General features: G+C 74.4%; 12 protein-coding genes. 5 read left to right on the forward strand and 7 right to left on the reverse strand.

Annotated features, from left to right (window positions below; translation table 11 throughout):
- Positions 1-5: 5 nt before the first annotated feature.
- From O7619_RS19885 to O7619_RS19905, 5 genes are all read right to left on the reverse strand, one after another.
- On the reverse strand, positions 6-1319 hold the full coding sequence (locus O7619_RS19885) for a PLP-dependent aminotransferase family protein (RefSeq protein WP_282282623.1): 1314 nt from the start codon (positions 1317-1319) through the stop codon (positions 6-8).
- A gap of 1 nt (position 1320) precedes the next feature.
- Positions 1321-2424, reverse strand: coding sequence for an alpha-hydroxy acid oxidase (locus O7619_RS19890; RefSeq protein ID WP_282282624.1), 1104 nt, complete (start codon positions 2422-2424; stop codon positions 1321-1323).
- A complete protein-coding gene (locus O7619_RS19895) occupies positions 2417-3391 on the reverse strand; it encodes an alpha/beta hydrolase (RefSeq protein WP_282282626.1) in 975 nt (324 codons plus the stop codon). The genes O7619_RS19890 and O7619_RS19895 overlap by 8 nt, the downstream gene beginning before the upstream one ends.
- Positions 3388-4611, reverse strand: coding sequence for a cytochrome P450 (locus O7619_RS19900; RefSeq protein WP_282282627.1), 1224 nt, complete (start codon positions 4609-4611; stop codon positions 3388-3390). The genes O7619_RS19895 and O7619_RS19900 overlap by 4 nt, the downstream gene beginning before the upstream one ends.
- Before the next feature lie 64 nt (positions 4612-4675).
- Positions 4676-5959, reverse strand: coding sequence for an SGNH/GDSL hydrolase family protein (locus tag O7619_RS19905; protein WP_282288883.1), 1284 nt, complete (start codon positions 5957-5959; stop codon positions 4676-4678).
- Positions 5960-6272: 313 nt separating this feature from the next.
- Between O7619_RS19905 and O7619_RS19910 the strand changes: the two genes are divergently transcribed.
- The 4 genes from O7619_RS19910 to O7619_RS19925 all read left to right on the forward strand — a co-directional run bounded on the left by O7619_RS19910 (position 6273) and on the right by O7619_RS19925 (position 12013).
- Positions 6273-7817, forward strand: a complete 1545-nt coding sequence (locus O7619_RS19910) for an AMP-binding protein (protein ID WP_282282629.1) — start codon at positions 6273-6275, stop codon at positions 7815-7817.
- The gene (locus tag O7619_RS19915) at positions 7814-9040 is read left to right on the forward strand and encodes an MFS transporter (protein ID WP_282282631.1); all 1227 of its coding nucleotides are present in this window, start codon (positions 7814-7816) and stop codon (positions 9038-9040) included. Before O7619_RS19910 ends, O7619_RS19915 begins: the two co-directional genes overlap by 4 nt.
- A gap of 305 nt (positions 9041-9345) precedes the next feature.
- Positions 9346-11226 carry a trypsin-like serine protease gene (locus O7619_RS19920; protein WP_282282633.1) on the forward strand — a complete coding sequence of 627 codons (1881 nt, stop codon included), beginning with the start codon at positions 9346-9348 and terminating at the stop codon, positions 11224-11226.
- Between the two features lie 97 nt (positions 11227-11323).
- On the forward strand, positions 11324-12013 hold the full coding sequence (locus tag O7619_RS19925; protein ID WP_282282634.1) for an SGNH/GDSL hydrolase family protein: 690 nt from the start codon (positions 11324-11326) through the stop codon (positions 12011-12013).
- 75 nt (positions 12014-12088) lie between these two features.
- Here O7619_RS19925 and O7619_RS19930 read toward each other — a convergent pair whose 3' ends face one another.
- Positions 12089-12754, reverse strand: a complete 666-nt coding sequence (locus tag O7619_RS19930) for a TetR/AcrR family transcriptional regulator (protein ID WP_282282635.1) — start codon at positions 12752-12754, stop codon at positions 12089-12091.
- Between the two features lie 58 nt (positions 12755-12812).
- On the opposite strand from O7619_RS19930, the gene O7619_RS19935 reads away from it, so the two are divergent.
- Complete coding sequence (locus O7619_RS19935) at positions 12813-13646, forward strand: alpha/beta fold hydrolase (RefSeq protein ID WP_282282636.1); 834 nt, start codon at positions 12813-12815, stop codon at positions 13644-13646.
- Here O7619_RS19935 and O7619_RS19940 read toward each other — a convergent pair.
- Positions 13636-14985 carry a hypothetical protein gene (locus O7619_RS19940; RefSeq protein ID WP_282282637.1) on the reverse strand — a complete coding sequence of 450 codons (1350 nt, stop codon included), beginning with the start codon at positions 14983-14985 and terminating at the stop codon, positions 13636-13638. The genes O7619_RS19935 and O7619_RS19940 overlap by 11 nt on opposite strands.
- Position 14986: the final 1 nt, after the last annotated feature.

Raw genomic sequence — 14986 nt, forward strand, 5'->3', positions numbered from 1 at the left:
CGGCGTCAGGCCGGCGCGACCACCGCGGCCGTGGTGTCGGCGACGAGCGCGGCGAGCCGGTCCAGGCCCAGGTCGATCTGCGCCGGGGTGACCGCGCTCACCGACAGCCGCAGCGCGCGCACCGGCGTGCCGGCGTCGTAGAAGTGCGCCATCGGCGTCCAGAGCACGCCGTACTCCCGGGCCGAGCGGTGCAGCAGCGCGTCGTCGACCGCGAACGGCACGGTGACCACCACGAAGAATCCGCCGGCCGGCACCGTCCAGCGCACCGGGCCGCCGGCCGGGAAACGCCGGGCCAGGCCGTCGACCAGGTGGGACAGGTTGCGGGCGTACGCGGCCCGTTCCCGGACGTTCGCGGCCACCAGCGAGCAGTCGTGCGCCAGCAGCGCGCCGCCGATCACCGCCTGGCTGATCGGCGAGGTGTTCACGGTGACCATGCTCTTGATCTTCGCGAGCTGGTCGGCGAGCGGGCCGACCGCGCCGTCCGCGCCACCCACCCGCTGGTCGGCCACGACGTAGCCGACCCGGGCGCCGGGCAGCACGGTCTTGGCGAACGAGCCGAGGTAGACCACCCGACGGGCGGTGTCCAGCGCCTTGAGCGTGCGGCGACGGTCCGTCCCGGCGGCCGGGAAGAGGCCGTACGGGTTGTCCTCGATCAGCAGCAGCTCCTCCTCGGCGGCCAGGTCGAGCAGCCGACGCCGGTGCGCGGTGTCCATGCTGACCCCGGACGGGTTGGCGAAGTCCGGCATCACGTAGCAGGCCCGCGGTCGGAGCCCCTCGGCACGGGCCCGGCGCACCCCGGCGCGCAGGTCGGCCAGGTCGACGCCGGCCGGGCCGCCGGCCACCGGCCGCACCGGCAGGTCGACCAGGCGGGCCGCGCCGGTCAGCCCGACGTACGTCGGCGCCACCGCGAACAACACGTCCGCCGGGCCGGCCCGCAACGCGCGCAGGACCAGGAACATGGCCTCCTGGCAGCCGACGGTCACCACGATCGACTCCGGGTCGACGGTGACCCCCTCGTCCACGGCCAGGTTGCGGGCGATCAGGTGGTGCACGATCCCCTTGGTCCGGCCGTACTGCAACAGCGTCCGGTCGACCTGCGCCGGGGTGAGCCCGAGATCGTCGGCGAGGTGCCGGCGGAACCGGTCCAGGTGCGCGTGCAGCAGCGTCGAGTCGAAGAACTCCTCGTACGGCCGGCCGGCGGCCAGCGACACCGCGTCCGGGTAGTGCTGCGCCACCTCGTTGAGGAAGTTCATCGAGTTCAACGCCGGGTCACCGACGCTGCCGTGCAGCGCCTCGACGGCCAGGTCCACCGGTTCCACGTCAGCCTCCGATCCGGGTGCGCAGCCGCCGGGCCGACGCCGGGTCGGGGCAGCCGCTGAGGATGAGGGCGTCGCGCAACTCGGCCGCGAGCAACGCCAGGGCGGCCTCGGCGCCGGCCCGGCCGCCGGCCGCGAGGGCCCAGAGCAGCGGCCGGCCGACAAGCACCCCGGACGCGCCCAGGGCCAGCGCGCGCAGCACGTCGACGCCGCCGCGGACGCCGCTGTCCAGCAGCACCGCGCACCGCTCCCCCACCGCCTCGACCACGTCCGGCAGCACGCTCGCGCTGGCCGGGGCGGCGTCGAGCTGCCGGCCGCCGTGGTTGGAGACCACCACCGCGTCCACGCCGGCGTCCGCCGCGCGGACCGCGTCGCGCGCGTCCAGGATGCCCTTGACCAGCAGCGGCACCGGGGTACGCTCCCGCAGCCAGGCCAGGTCCGCCCAGCTCAGCGCCGGGGCGAAGACCGCGCCGGTGTGCGCCGCCACGGCCGAGACGCCGGGTGTGCCCTGGTGGGCCAGGTCGTCCCGGCCGCCGGGCAGGTTCGCGGCGGTGACGTGCGGCGGCAACGCGAACCCGTTGCGCGCGTCACGCAGTCGCCGGCCGAGCACCGGCACGTCCACGGTGACGACCACCGCGGCGCAGCCGGCGGCCAGCGCCCGGTCGAGCAGGTCGGCCACCAACGCCCGGTCCCGCAACCAGTAGAGCTGGAACCACACCGTCGCACCGGCCGCGGCGATCTCCTCGATCGGCGTGCTGGACAGCGTGCTGGCCGCGTAGGGCACGCCGGCCGCGCCGGCCGCCGCGGCGAGCGCCGGCTCGCCGTCGGGGTGCAGCAACCGCTGGTACGCCATCGGCGCGACCGCCACCGGCAGCGCGTACCGGCCGCCGGGCAGCGACGCGGAGGTGGACGGCTCGTCGACGCCGGCCAGCATCCGGGGCAGCACCGCCACCCGGTCCAGCGCGGCCCGGTTGGCGGCGAGCGCGGTCTCCGTGCCGCTGCCGCCGTCGACGTAGTCCCACACGTCGTCGGGGAGCACCGCCCGGGCCAGCGCCGCGAAGTCGTCCAGGCAGGCCGGCGGCACGAAGCCCGTCCCAGATTCAGCCATTCTCGGTCCCGACGGTCGCCCGAGTTGTCGCCGGGTCGAGGCCGAAGTGTCGGCGCAGGAACGCCGCGACCCGCTCCTGGGCGTCGCGGCCGGCGTCGAACACGCCGGGCATGGCGAAGAAGCCGTGCACCATGCCCGGGTAGTCGACCGTCTCGGTGGGCACGCCCGCCTCCCCCAGACGCTCGGCGTACCGCCGGCCCTCGGCGTGCAGCGGGTCGTGCCCGGCGGTGACCACGAGCGCCGGCGGCAGGCCGGACAGGTCGTCGGCGAGCAGCGGCGAGGCCAGCGGGTGCGCCGCGTCGCCCGGGTCGGCCAGGTAGTGACCGCGGTACCACGCCACCGAGTGCCGGTTGAACAGCAACGGGTCCTCGTCGCCGGCCGGGCGCGACCCGGGACGCTGGTCGGTGTTCGGGTAGACGAGCACCTGGGCGGCGAGCGCGGGGCCACCGTCGGCGCGGGCCAGCAGCGTCACCGCGGCGGCCAGGTTGCCGCCGGCGCTGTCCCCGCCCACCGCCAGCCGCCGCGGGTCGACCCGGAACTCGGCGGCGTTGGCGACCAGGTGGCGCAGCGCCGCCTGACAGTCCTCCACCGCCGCCGGGAACGGATGCTCGGGGGCGAGCCGGTAGCCGACCGTCACGGTCTGGCAGCCGGTCAGGTTGACCAGCCGGCGGCAGATCCCGTCGGCGGTGTCCACGCTGCCGAGGGTCCAGCCACCGCCGAAGAGGTAGACGAGCGTGGGCAGCGGGCCGTCGCCGGCCGGCCGGTGGATCCGCACCGGCAGCGGCCCGGCCGGGCCGGGCACCGTCGTGTCGCGTACCTCCTCGACCGGCTCGACCGCGCCGGCGCCGGCGCGGATCGCGGCGAGGTCGGCGGCGCGGGCCTCGGTCAGGGTCTGGGCGTAGAGCGGCGTGACGCCGGCCGCCGCGCGCGCGGCCCGCCACGCGACGACCTGCGGATCGAGCGTCATCCGGCCTCCCCGGTGGTGACGAAGAGCTTGTCGATGCCGCGCAGGAAGAGGCTACCGCTGTAGGTGTACGGCTGGGTGATCGCGAGCCGGGGGAACCGGGCGAACAGCCGGGGCAGCGCGAGCCGTCCCTCCAGTTTCGACACCGCCGAGCCGAGGCAGAAGTGCAGCCCGACGCCGAAGGCCAGCGACGGCGGCCCGTCGCGCCGCGGGTCGAAGCGGTCCGGGTCGGGGAACCGGGCCGGGTCCCGGTTGGCGGCGGCGATCAGCAGCAGCACGTTCTCGTCCCGGCCCACCGGGACGCCGTCCAGCTCGGTGTCGGCCGGCGCGGAGCGGGCCAGGAAGTGCACCGGACTCTCCATCCGCAGCACCTCGTCCACGCAGCCCCGGGCCAGCGCGTCGTCGCCCGGCAGCGCGGCGGTCACCTCCGGGTGGTCGAGGAGCAGCGGCAGGCCGTTGCTGAACATGTAGACGGTGGTGACGAAGCTGGCGTTGAACAGCACGATCAGGTTGCTGACCAGCTCGTCCTCGGTGAGGTCGACACCACCGGCGTCGAGCACCTCGACCAGCCCGCTGATCAGGTCGGCGCCGGGCGAGCGGCGCCGGTGGGCGATCAGGTCGCGGTAGTAGGCCCGCAGTTCGTCGGCGGCCTGGTTGGCCCGGGCCAGCCGCTCCGGCGTCTTGCCGGAGACGTCCATGTACTCGTCGATCCAGTCGACCCGCTGCCGGTACCAGGCCAGGTCCGCCGCGGGCAGACCGATGAACTCGGCCATCACCAGGGCCGGGACCGGGTACGCGAAGTCGGCCACGAAGTCCACCTCGGCGCCGCCCGCGCCGGCCTCGGCCATCGCGTCCAGGCGTTGGTCGACGATCCGCTCGATCACCGGCTCCAGCGCGCCGAGCCGGCGTGGGGTGAACGTCTTCGCGAACACCGCGCGCATCCGGGTGTGGTCCGGCGGGTTGACGAACATCATCGAGGTGAGGAACGTCCGCAGGATCTCCTGCTCCTGCCAGCCCGGCGGAAAACCCTTGTACCACCCGGGATCACGCAGGATCCGGTCCACCACGTCGTAACCGCCGGCGACGGCGGTGACGGTGCTGTGCTCGGCGCGGGTGGGAACGGCGTTCATCGGCCCGTGCGCGTGCAGGGCCGCGTAGAAGGGATACGGGTTCTGCCGGCCCTGCTCGCTGTACAGGCCGGTCAGGATCTCGCTGACGTCCACGGCGCTTCCTCCCCAGGAAAAGACGGCGGGGGCGGCCGCCGTGCGCCGCCGCCCCCGCCCGGTGTCACAGCCCGAGCAGCCGCAGCGGGACGGCGTTCGCCATCGCCTGCGCGCCCGCGTCGTTCGGGTGGATGTGGTCCCCGGCGTCGTACGCCGGCAGCAGCCGGCTCGGCTGCGCCGGGTCGCGCAGCACGGCGTCGAAGTCGAGCACGCCGTCGAACTCGGCCCGGCCGGGACCGCGCAGCCACGTGTTCACCGCGTTGCGGGTGGCGTCCTTCTCCTCGGTCCACACCCCCGGCCCGCCGTTGCCCTCGTACGGGGTGATCGTGCCGACCAGGCTGGTCAGCCCGCGCGCCTGCACCTGCCGGTTGAGCTGCCGCAGCGACGCGATGATCGCCTCGCTGCTGTCGCCGCTCATCCAGATGTCGTTGATGCCCAGGTGGGTGATGACGGTCCGGACGCCGGTCTGCGGGAACACGTCCTCGTTGAGCCGGGCCAGCGCGTTCGGGCCCAGCTCGTAGTAGCCGGGGAAGCCCCCCGCGCCGGGCTCCGTGCCCTCGTGGTTGAGCCGGTTGCCGGCCAGGCTCAGGTTGAGCACGCCCGGCGTGCGGACCTCCGGGCGGGCGTCGACGAGCCGCTTGGCGAGCAGGTCCGGCCACCGCCGGTCGGTGTTGACCGTGCTGCCGTTGCCGTCGCCGATGGAGTCGCCGAGCACCACCACCGAGCCCGGCGCGGCGCGGCGCTCCACGTCGATGCCGGAGAGGAACATCCAGCAGCAGTCGGGCCTGATGGTGAAGCCGGCGCCGCCGGCCGCGGTGGTCAGGTCGGTCGCCCCGATGAAGTTGGTGACCCGGGACTGGCCGTGGAACGTGACCGGGCCGGTGAGCACCGGGAAGTACAGGGTGACCACCAGGTCCTCCTGCTCGCCCACCGGATAGGACAGCGGGTCGCTGAGCAGCTCGGCGCCCTTGTTGATGGTCGCCGACGCGCCGCCTGCGAACGTCAGCTCGCGGACGCTGGCCGGGTCGACGTCGGAGCGGTCGTCGGCGGTGGCGGTGTTCGGTCGGGCGATCGTGGCGTGACCGACCGTGACGGCCTGCTCGCCGTAGAGGTTGGTGAGCCGGACCCGCAGGCGCGGACCGCCCACCGTGGTCTGCACCGTCATCCGGATGCTCTGGTCGTTGAGGCCGGTGTTGGTCAGGCCCACGGTGTTCCCACGGGTCACCGCCGCGGCCCAGCTTCCCGCCCACTCCGTGCGCCCGTGCCGGGCGTGGTCGGTGTCGGCGGGGCCGGCGCTCGCGGTGACCGCCGGGGTGCCGGCGAGCAGCAGCGTGGCGGCGGAAGCTATGACGTGCCATCTCTTCGGGGTCGGCATCGATCCTCCATGGTCGGCAGCCCCGGGCGTGACGCGGTCGGCGTCACCGGCCCGGGCGATGGACCGGAAACTAGCCGCCGCCGGTGACGAGCGTCAATCAACCTCATCGACATGATCAAATGCCCGCGGGATGCTCGGCACCGACGTTCGGCTCTGTCCCCGGTGGATCGCACCTGCCTAGGCTCGGACCTGGCGGCGGTGCGGTCGCCGACTCCGGCACCCGCCGTCCCTTCCCGGCCCCTGACCTGGCCGGACGCCGCTCGCGGACCACGATGGGGGCTGCCCGATGACCGATCGGCCGAACTACGTGCACGAGGCGCTGGAGCTGTTCGCCGGATTCGGCGACCGGGAGGCGCTCGTCGGCGACGATCGCCGGCTCACCTACCGGCAGGTCGCCGCCGAGGTGCGGAGCCTGGCCGCGGCGCTGCGCCGGCACGGCGTACGCCCCGGGGCGGCGGTGCTGGTGATGCTCGGCAACACGGTCGAGGGTCCGCTGCTGCACCTGGCGCTGCACCTGCTGGGCTGCCGGAGCATGTGGGTCGCCCCGGTCACCTCCCGGCGGGAGGTCGACGAGTTCGTCGCGCTCGCCGCGCCGGAGGTGTTCGTGCACGACCCGCGCGACCCGGTGGCCGGGCGGCTCGCGGCCGGGCTGACCGGCGTACCGGTGCTCTGCCTCGGCCCCGGCGGCGCCGGGCCGGACCTGACCGCGGCCGGTGAGGACGGCGGAGACCTGCCGGCCCCGGTGCCCGCGCCGGAGTCGTTCCTGCAGACCAGCGGCACCACCGGCACACCCAAGCTGGTGCACCACCGGGAGAGCTTCTACCGCCAGGTGCTCGCGCTCGCGGCCGACTTCCGGGCCGCCGGGTTCCCGCTGCTGCGGCACCTGTCGCACTCACCGATGTGGCTGGCCAGCGGCCAGATCACCACGCTCGTCAACCTGTTCAGCGGCGGGGTGCTGTTCCTGCGCGAACGGTGGGACCCGGCGGCGTTCGTCGCCACCGTGGACGCCGAGCGGATCACCTCCACGTTCGTCACCCCGCCGATGCTCTACGAGGTGCTGGACCACCCCGACCTGCCGGGCGCCGACTTCTCCGCGATGTTCATGTTCAACGTCGGGGCCGGTCCCGCCGCGCCGGCCCGGCTGCGCCAGGCGATCCACCGGTTCGGTCCGTGCCTGCGCATCGTCTACGGGCTCAGCGAGGCCGTGGTCATCTGCGCCCAGCCCGGCCTCACCGAGGACCCGGAGCACCCGGAGCGGCTGCGCTCCTGCGGCCGGCCGTACGGGGACGTCGCGGTGGAGATCCGCGACGCCGACGGCCGGGTGCTGCCGGCCGGCGTCGACGGCGAGGTGTGGGCCCGGACGAAGTTGAGCTTCGCCGGCTACCACGGCCAGCCGGAGCTGACCGCCGAGACGCTCGTCGACGGCTGGGTCCGCACCCGCGACATCGGCCACCTCGACGACGACGGCTACCTCTACCTGGTCGACCGGTTACAGGACCGGATCCTCACCCGGCAGCGAAGCTGGCCGATCTACTCCCGGCCGATCGAGGACGTGCTCGCCGGCCACCCCGAGGTCCGCGCCGCCGCGGTGATCGGGGTGCCGGACCCGGTGGCCGGGGAACTCCCGTTCGCGTACGTGGTGCCGGCGCCGGGCGCGTCGGTCACCGGCGACGACCTGATCGCGCTGGTGACCCGGGAGCTGAGCGAGACCTGGGCGCCGGGCGCGGTGGAGTTCGTCGACGCGCTGCCGCTGAACCGGTCCGCGAAGGTCGACAAGCTGGCGCTGCGGGAGAGGTACGCCGCCACGCACCCGATCGGCAGCCCGACATGAACCCCCGCCGGGAGTTGTACACCCTGGTCGGCGCCGACCTGCTGTCCAACCTCGGCACCCGGATCTCGGTGGTCGCCATCCCCTGGCTGGTGCTGGAGACCACCGGCAGCCCGACCCGGATGGGCCTGGTCGCCGCCGCGGAGACACTGCCGTACATGCTCTCCAGCGCGTTGGCCACGCCGTGGGCGGACCGGTTCGGCGTACGCCGCACGTCGGTCTTCGTGGACGCGGCGAGCGCCGCCGCGATGGCGGTGGTGGCGCTCGCGCCGTGGCTCGGGTTCGGCACGCTGCTGGTGCTGGTGGCCGTCGCCGGTGGGTTGCGCGGCATCGGTGACCGGGTCAAGCACGTGCTGTTCAAGCCGGCCGCCGAACGGGCCGGCGTGCCGCTGATCCGCCTCACCTCCGCCTACGACGGGCTGGCCCGGGGCATGACCTTGTTCGGCGCGGTGCTGGGCGGGCTGCTCATCGACTGGGTGGGGCTGACCCGGGCGATCTGGATCGACGCCGCCACGTTCGCGGTCTGCGCGCTGCTGATCGGGGCGCTGGTCCGCCCGCCCGCGCCCGCGCAGCCGGCGCCCCGGGAACGCTACCTGCGGGCGCTGCGCGGCGGCTTCGCCTACCTGCGCACCGACCGGACGCTGCTGACCATGCTGGTCGTGGTGTCCGCGTCCAACATGTTCGCCAACGCCAGCGTCGCGGTCTGGATCCCGCTCTGGGTGAGCCAGGTGCTCGGCGACCCGGCCGGGTTCGGCCTGCTGCTCGGCGTGTTCTCGGCCGGCGCGCTGCTGGGCAACCTGCTGTTCACGCTGCTCGGGACGCGGCTGCCGGGCCGGGCCACGTTCGCCCTCGGGCTGGCGCTCAGCGGCGCGCCCCGGCTGCTGGCGCTGGCGCTCAGCGACGACCTGGTGGTGGTGCTCGTGGTGACGTTCCTGTCCGGCATCGGCATCGCGGCGGTGAACCCGCTGCTCGGCGCCGCGCTCTACCAGCGGGTCCCGGAGGCGTTGCAGACCCGGGTGCTGGGCATCTCCGGCTCGGTGGCCTTCCTCGGCCTGCCGGTGGGCGCGTTGCTCGGCGGCTGGTCGGTGGCGCTGCTCGACCTGACCCCGGCGCTGCTGGTGATGTCGGTGGCCTGCCTGGTGCTCACCGTGGCGCCGCTGCTGCTCTTCCGGTCGTCGCCGGCCGACCGTCCGGCCGCGCGGCCGGTCACCCCGACCCCGGTCTGACCGGCCCGGCCGGACCCGGCGTCCCGGCCGACGCGGCGGGGCAGCACGGCGCCTGCCGTTTCGCTACTGTCTGGATTCGCGGGCCGTGCCCGCGGCAGCTACACGGGGGAAGTCGACAGCACCGGCACCGAACGCGCCCCGGCGCGTTCGGCGTCGCACCCTGTCGCACAACAGGCGGCGGATGCCGTCCACTGATCGACCTCTCTCCCGGTTCGCCGGGTTCGCCGGCGACGTCGCCTGCTCGAACGACCGGAAAGAGGAGCATGAGATTCATCCGACATCACCGCACCCGCAGAATGGCGGCGGTGCTCGCCGTCGTCGTGGCGGCAAGCACGATCGGCGGCGGCTCCGCGTTGGCGGTCAGCGGCGTCAGCCCGGTGCCCGCCGGCAGCCACCCGTTCACCGCCAAGATCCAAAATGACCTGCGGGCCTGCTCCGCGGTGCTGGTCGAGCCGACCTGGGTGCTGACCACCGCGAGCTGTCTGACCGAGCCCGGCCAGCAACTCGTCGCCGGCCCGCCCACCCGGCGCACCACCGTCACGGTCGGCCGGACGGATCTGCGCACCACGGCGGGGCACGTCCTCGCCGTCACCGCCGTGATCCCCCACCCGACCCGCAACGTCGCGCTCGCCCAACTGGAGAAGGCGGCGGACGGGGTGCCGCCGGTCGCCGTCGGCGGCGCCGCCGCCCAGGGCGAGACGCTGCTCGCCGCCGGCTTCGGCCGCACCGCCACCGAGTGGGTGCCGGACGAGTTGCACGCCGGGGCGTTCACGGTCACCGGTGTCACGGCGGACGCCCTCACCGTCGACGGCAGCGCCTCCGCCGCCAGCCTGTGCCGGGGCGACGCCGGCGGGCCGCTGCTGCGCACCGGCGACGGCGAGCCACAACTGGTGGCCCTGCACGACCGCTCCTGGCAGGGCGGTTGCCTCGCCGAGACCGACACCCGGCGCAGCGCGACCGAGGTGCGGGTGGACGGCCTGGCCCCGTGGATCGCGGCGAACACCAGCACCAACTACGTGGCGCTCTCCCCCGGTGCGTCCCTGCTGGACACCCGCAACGGCACCGGCGCCCCGGCCGGGCCGCGCGGCGCGGACAGCACCACCGACTTCCCCGCGATCGGCGTGGGCGGGGTCCCCTCGACGGGCGTGTCCGCGGTGCTTGTCGACGTGACCGCGGTCAGCCCGACCGTCAACACCTTCCTGACGGTGTTCCCCCAGGGCTCGACCCGACCGGCGCTGTCGTCGTCCCTCAACGCGTCGACCGGGGAGATCATCTCGACCACCCAGGTCGTGCGGCCGGGACCGGACGGCCGCCTCTCGGTCCACAACCGCGCCGGCACCGTCCACATCGTCGTCGAGGTGCACGGCTACTTCACCACCGGGGCGGGCGGAGGGCTGGTCGCCGTGCCGCACACCCGGGTGGTGGACACCCGCACCGGTGTCGGCACGACCGTGGGCAAGATCCCGACCAACGGATCCCGGACGTTCACCTTCACCGGCGGCGTCGTCCCGAGCGGCGCGACAAGCGTGTTCCTGGATGTCGCGGTGGTCGGCTCGACCGGCGCCGGCTTCCTGCGCGCCCATCCGGAGGGCGGCGCCGACGGCACGAGCGTGCTCGACTACGTCAGCGGGGTCACCTCGCAGGGCGTCGCGGTCAAGCTCTCGTCCGCCGGCAGGGCCACGGTCGTCAACAAGGGGCCGGCGGTCGACCTGGCGATCTCCGTGCAGGGCTACGTGACCGCCGACCCGACGGTGGGCGCGGACCTGCGGCCCACCTCGGCGGTCCACCTGGTGGACACCGGCGCGAACGGCGGGCAGCCGCTCGCGGCCCGGGGCGAGCTGTTCATCGACCTGGCCGATCCGCTCGGCGTCTCGCCGGAGGCGATGGGCGGCGCCATCCTCGCCGTGACCGTCGCCGGTCCGACCGCCTCGGGTTACCTCACCGTGGAATCCGGCGTCGGCCCCTTCCCCCATGACCAGAGCGGGCCGACCGTCACGAGCCAGTCCGTGTCGAACTTCACCGCCGGCCAGGTCGCCCGGACCACGATGGTGATGGTCAAGGTGGACCGGGCCGGCCAGAACCACGCGACCGGGAGCGTCCGGATCGTGAACGTCAGCGGCGGCACCGTCCGCGTCATCGTGACGCTGCACGGCTGGTTCAACCCGCCACCGGGGTCGAGCCTCTGAGACCACGACACCACCGGCCTCCGCCGCCCCGACCGTACGACCGGTCGGGGCGGCGGACCGCTTTTCCCAACCCGGCGGCTCGGCTAGCCTGCCGAACATGTCATCGACGGTGACCGAGGCGACGGATCCCTGGTGCCTACGCCCCGGCGAGGCCGGTGAGCTGCTGCGCGACCATCCGTGGCACCGGTTCGTGGTGCTCGGGGACAGCGTCGCGGAAGGGCTGTGCGAACCGGTCGACGGCTACTCCGACCTCCAGTGGGCCGACCGGATCGCGACCGAGCTGCGCGCTTTCCGGCCCGGGCTGGCATACCTCAACCTGGGCCGGCGCGGGCTGCGCGCACACGAGGTCCGGGCCACCCAACTGGCCGACGCGCTGGCCTTCCGGCCCGACCTGGCGCTCGTGGTGTGCGGCGGCAACGACGCGTTCCGCCCCGGATACGACCCGGACGCGGTCGACGCCGAACTGACCGCCCTGATCACCGCGCTGCGCGCCGCCGGGGCGGACGTGCTCACCGTCGGCATGTTCGACGTGTCGCACAGCCCGGCCGTGCCGGACACGCTGCGGGCCGGCCTCGGCGAGCGGATGCGGCGGCTGTCCCGGCACACCCGGGCGGTGGCCGAGCGCCTGGGCACGCTGCACGTGCACCTCACCGACCATCCGCTGGTCGCGGACCCGTCGCTGTACAGCAGCGACGGCCGGCACGGCAGCGCCCGCAGCGACGCGGTGGCCACCGCCGAAACGCTGCGCGTCCTGGCCGCCCGCGTCCGCGGCGACGGCAGCCGGTGACGCGCCCCGCCCGACCGTCGTCCAGGCCGCCGCGCGCCGTCCGGCGCGGTCGCGGCCCTGCGCCGGTCGAAGACGTTACGGTCGGTCGGCGGTCAGGAGGCCGGTGAGCAGGGCGCGCAGGGTGCGGTCGAACAGGTCGTCCCCGGGTGGCGGGGTGGGCGCGGGCCCGGCGAACGCGGCGGCCAGGTGCGGGTATGCGGCCATGTCCACGTGGTCGAACGTCACCGGAGCGGTGGCCGTCGCGGTGCGGGCGAAGAGCGTGACCACGCCGGTGACCATGGCGATGGCCTCGAACTTGGCCGCCACCCCGGCCCGGACCGGTCGCAGGATGCGCAGGCAGGCGTCGAAGTAGGCGAGCGTGTTCGGCCCGGGAACGGCGCGCGGGGCGAGCGCGTCGACAAGCCACGGGTGCCGCCGGTGCAGCGCGAGCTGACGGCGGGCGAGCAGGAGGAACTGCTCCTGCCAGCTCCCGCCCTCGGTCGGGTACGGCCGCAGTTCGCCCACGCATCTGTCGACCATCAGCTCCAGCAGGTCGTCCCGGGACGACAGGTGCCGGTAGAGGGAGCCGGCCGCCATGCCGAGCGCGCCGGCCACCGCCCGCATGGACACGGCGGCCAAGCCGTCGGCGTCGGCGAGCGTCACCCCGGCGGCGGCGATCTCGTCCCGGCTGTGCATCGGGGTGGGACCGCGGGTGCCGCGTCCCGGCCGGCTCCAGATCGAATCCGTGGATGCGCCGCTCACCGTCCCACTGTAAACTGCAAACGGCGTTCGTGGTTTTGTGGGGTCGAAGGGAGCGTTCATGCAACGGATCACGGCACCGGACGGCGCGGGGATCGTCCTGCACAGCACGGGCACCGGACCGGGACTCGTCGTGGTGCACGGCGGCGGGGTGACGATCACGGAATACCGTCGGTTGATCGCCCGGCTGGCCGACCGGTTCACCGTGCACGCCTACAACCGACGGGGGCGGGCCGACGCGCCGCCGCGCCGCGAGCCGTACACGGTGGAGCAGGAGATCGACGACCTCGGCGCGGTGCTCGCGCACACCGGCGCCCGCTGGGCGGTCGGGCACAGCTACGGCGCGTTCGTGGTGCTGCGGGCCGCGCTGCGGCTGCCGCTGGAGCGGATCGCGGTCTACGACGCTCCGCTGCGGCTGGCCGGCCACGGCATGCCGACGGCGTTCCTCGACCCGGCCGAGGCGGCCGTGCGGGCCGGCGACACCGCCCGGGCCCTGGCGGTCGTGGGCGCGGCCGTCGACCCGCGGAACCCCGCGTCACGGCTGCCACTGGCGGTCCGTACGGCGATCACCCGGCTCTTCCTGCGCACCGAGGTCGGGCGGACGATGGGCGCGCTGGTGGGGATGACGCTCGTCGAGTCGCGACAGATCGAGGCGTACGAGGGGCCGGCCGAGCAGTACGCCGGCATCACCGCCGAGACGCTGCTGATCAGTGGCGCCAAGGCCGCGCCGTTCTTCACCGAGACCAACGACATGCTGGCCGCCGCCCTGCCCCACGCGCGCACCCTGCGCGTGCCCGGCAGCGCCCACAACGGCATCGCCGTCGCGCCCCCGACCCTGGTCGAGCCCCTGACCGCCTTCTTCACCACCCCGACCGGGAACGGGATCAGTCGGTGAGCAGGATGCCGGTCATGAGGACGCCTCTGGCCAGGTTCAGGACGCCCTCACAACCCGGGTAGCCGACCCTCGCCAGGGCGCCGGAGCCGGTGCGGCCGAACAGGTAGGGGGCGAGGCTGTAGGGGACCTCGGCGGTGACCGTCTCACCGGTCTCGATCTGCACGAAGTCCATCGCCACCCGGTCCGCCTCGTGATAGCGCTGCAGGATGTGACCGCCCTCGTCGATCGCGGCGCGCACCCCGTCCGCCCAGGCCACCGCGCTGCACTCCGGCCCGATCAGCACCCCGTGCCCGGCCGACCCGCCGGCCGGCTTCGCCACCAGGTCGGCCTGCTCGGCCAGCGCCCGGTCGAGCTGGTCGGCGGTGAGCGCGACGGTGTGCGGCACGTACCGGCGGATCAGCGCCCGGTCGGGCTCCGGCAACAGGTCCAGGTCGGCCCAGAGCCAGGCGTAGTTCAGCTTGTTGCTGAGCAGCCAGGCCGCGCTGCTGACGAACATCGGCAGCGTGCCGGCGGCAAGCGCGCCGGCCACCGCGTCCAGGCCCGCGCTCGGGGTGACCCGGTTCGGCACGAAGAGCCGAAACAGCGCGTCCACCGGGGCGCCACCGACGACGAGCCGGTTCGTCCCATCCAGCGTGGCGGAGGCGACCGGCGCGATGACCAGGTCGATGCCGAACCGCCGGGCCTGGTCCGCCAGCGGGGACAGGATGCGGATGAACGTGTCCGGATCGTCCAGCCCCGGATATTCCGCCTCGAAGTCCATCAGCAGCGCCACCCGTGCGCCGTCGGCCAGGCCGAGGGTGTCCCGGATGGCGACGAACCGCTGGTCGAGCAGGGACGGCGCGGGCCGGGCCCGGTCGAGCAGGCCGTGCGCGCGGTACAGGTCCGCGTACCGCTGGATCACCGTGTCGGCGTCGAAGCCGCCCCCGAGGCTGCTGTCGATGTTGTACTCCACGATGCACGGCACGCCGCCGGAGAACAGCACGTCCGGCCGGTAGGCGGCGAGCAGCCCGTCGTGCAGCACCTCGTCCGGGTCCAGCAGCCGGGTCTCCCCCTCCGGCACGTCCAGCAGCCGGCGCAGCTCACCGGCGGTGCGAGCCCGCCGCTGGCACGCCTCCAGGATGAGCTGCACGATCCGGTCGCAGACCTCGTTCAGCTCGCGGAACGCGTCCGCGGCGAGCACCGGCGGGCGGGCCAGCCGCCACTGCTTGTTGTAGGTGGCCCGGCCGTGGAAGATCTCCTCCCAGGCGCCGGCGCCGGCCGTCACCATCGCCGCGCGGGTGGGCTCGGGCAGGTCGGTCCACGCCTGGCCCAGCGGCGGCCACCGGTAGTTCGGGTCCATC

Source organism: Micromonospora sp. WMMD998 (genome assembly GCF_029581235.1).
Classification (GTDB): Bacteria; Actinomycetota; Actinomycetes; order Mycobacteriales; family Micromonosporaceae; genus Micromonospora.

Excerpts from the sequence above, each read along its gene's own strand:
- O7619_RS19890 (WP_282282624.1), bottom strand. The coding sequence starts at position 2,424 with ATGGCTGAATCTGGGACGGGCTTCGTGCCGCCGGCCTGCCTGGACGAC.
- O7619_RS19895 (WP_282282626.1), bottom strand. The coding sequence starts at position 3,391 with ATGACGCTCGATCCGCAGGTCGTCGCGTGGCGGGCCGCGCGCGCGGCG.
- O7619_RS19910 (WP_282282629.1), top strand. The coding sequence starts at position 6,273 with ATGACCGATCGGCCGAACTACGTGCACGAGGCGCTGGAGCTGTTCGCC.
- O7619_RS19915 (WP_282282631.1), top strand. The coding sequence starts at position 7,814 with ATGAACCCCCGCCGGGAGTTGTACACCCTGGTCGGCGCCGACCTGCTG.
- O7619_RS19925 (WP_282282634.1), top strand. The coding sequence starts at position 11,324 with ATGTCATCGACGGTGACCGAGGCGACGGATCCCTGGTGCCTACGCCCC.
- O7619_RS19935 (WP_282282636.1), top strand. The coding sequence starts at position 12,813 with ATGCAACGGATCACGGCACCGGACGGCGCGGGGATCGTCCTGCACAGC.
- O7619_RS19940 (WP_282282637.1), bottom strand. The coding sequence starts at position 14,985 with ATGGACCCGAACTACCGGTGGCCGCCGCTGGGCCAGGCGTGGACCGAC.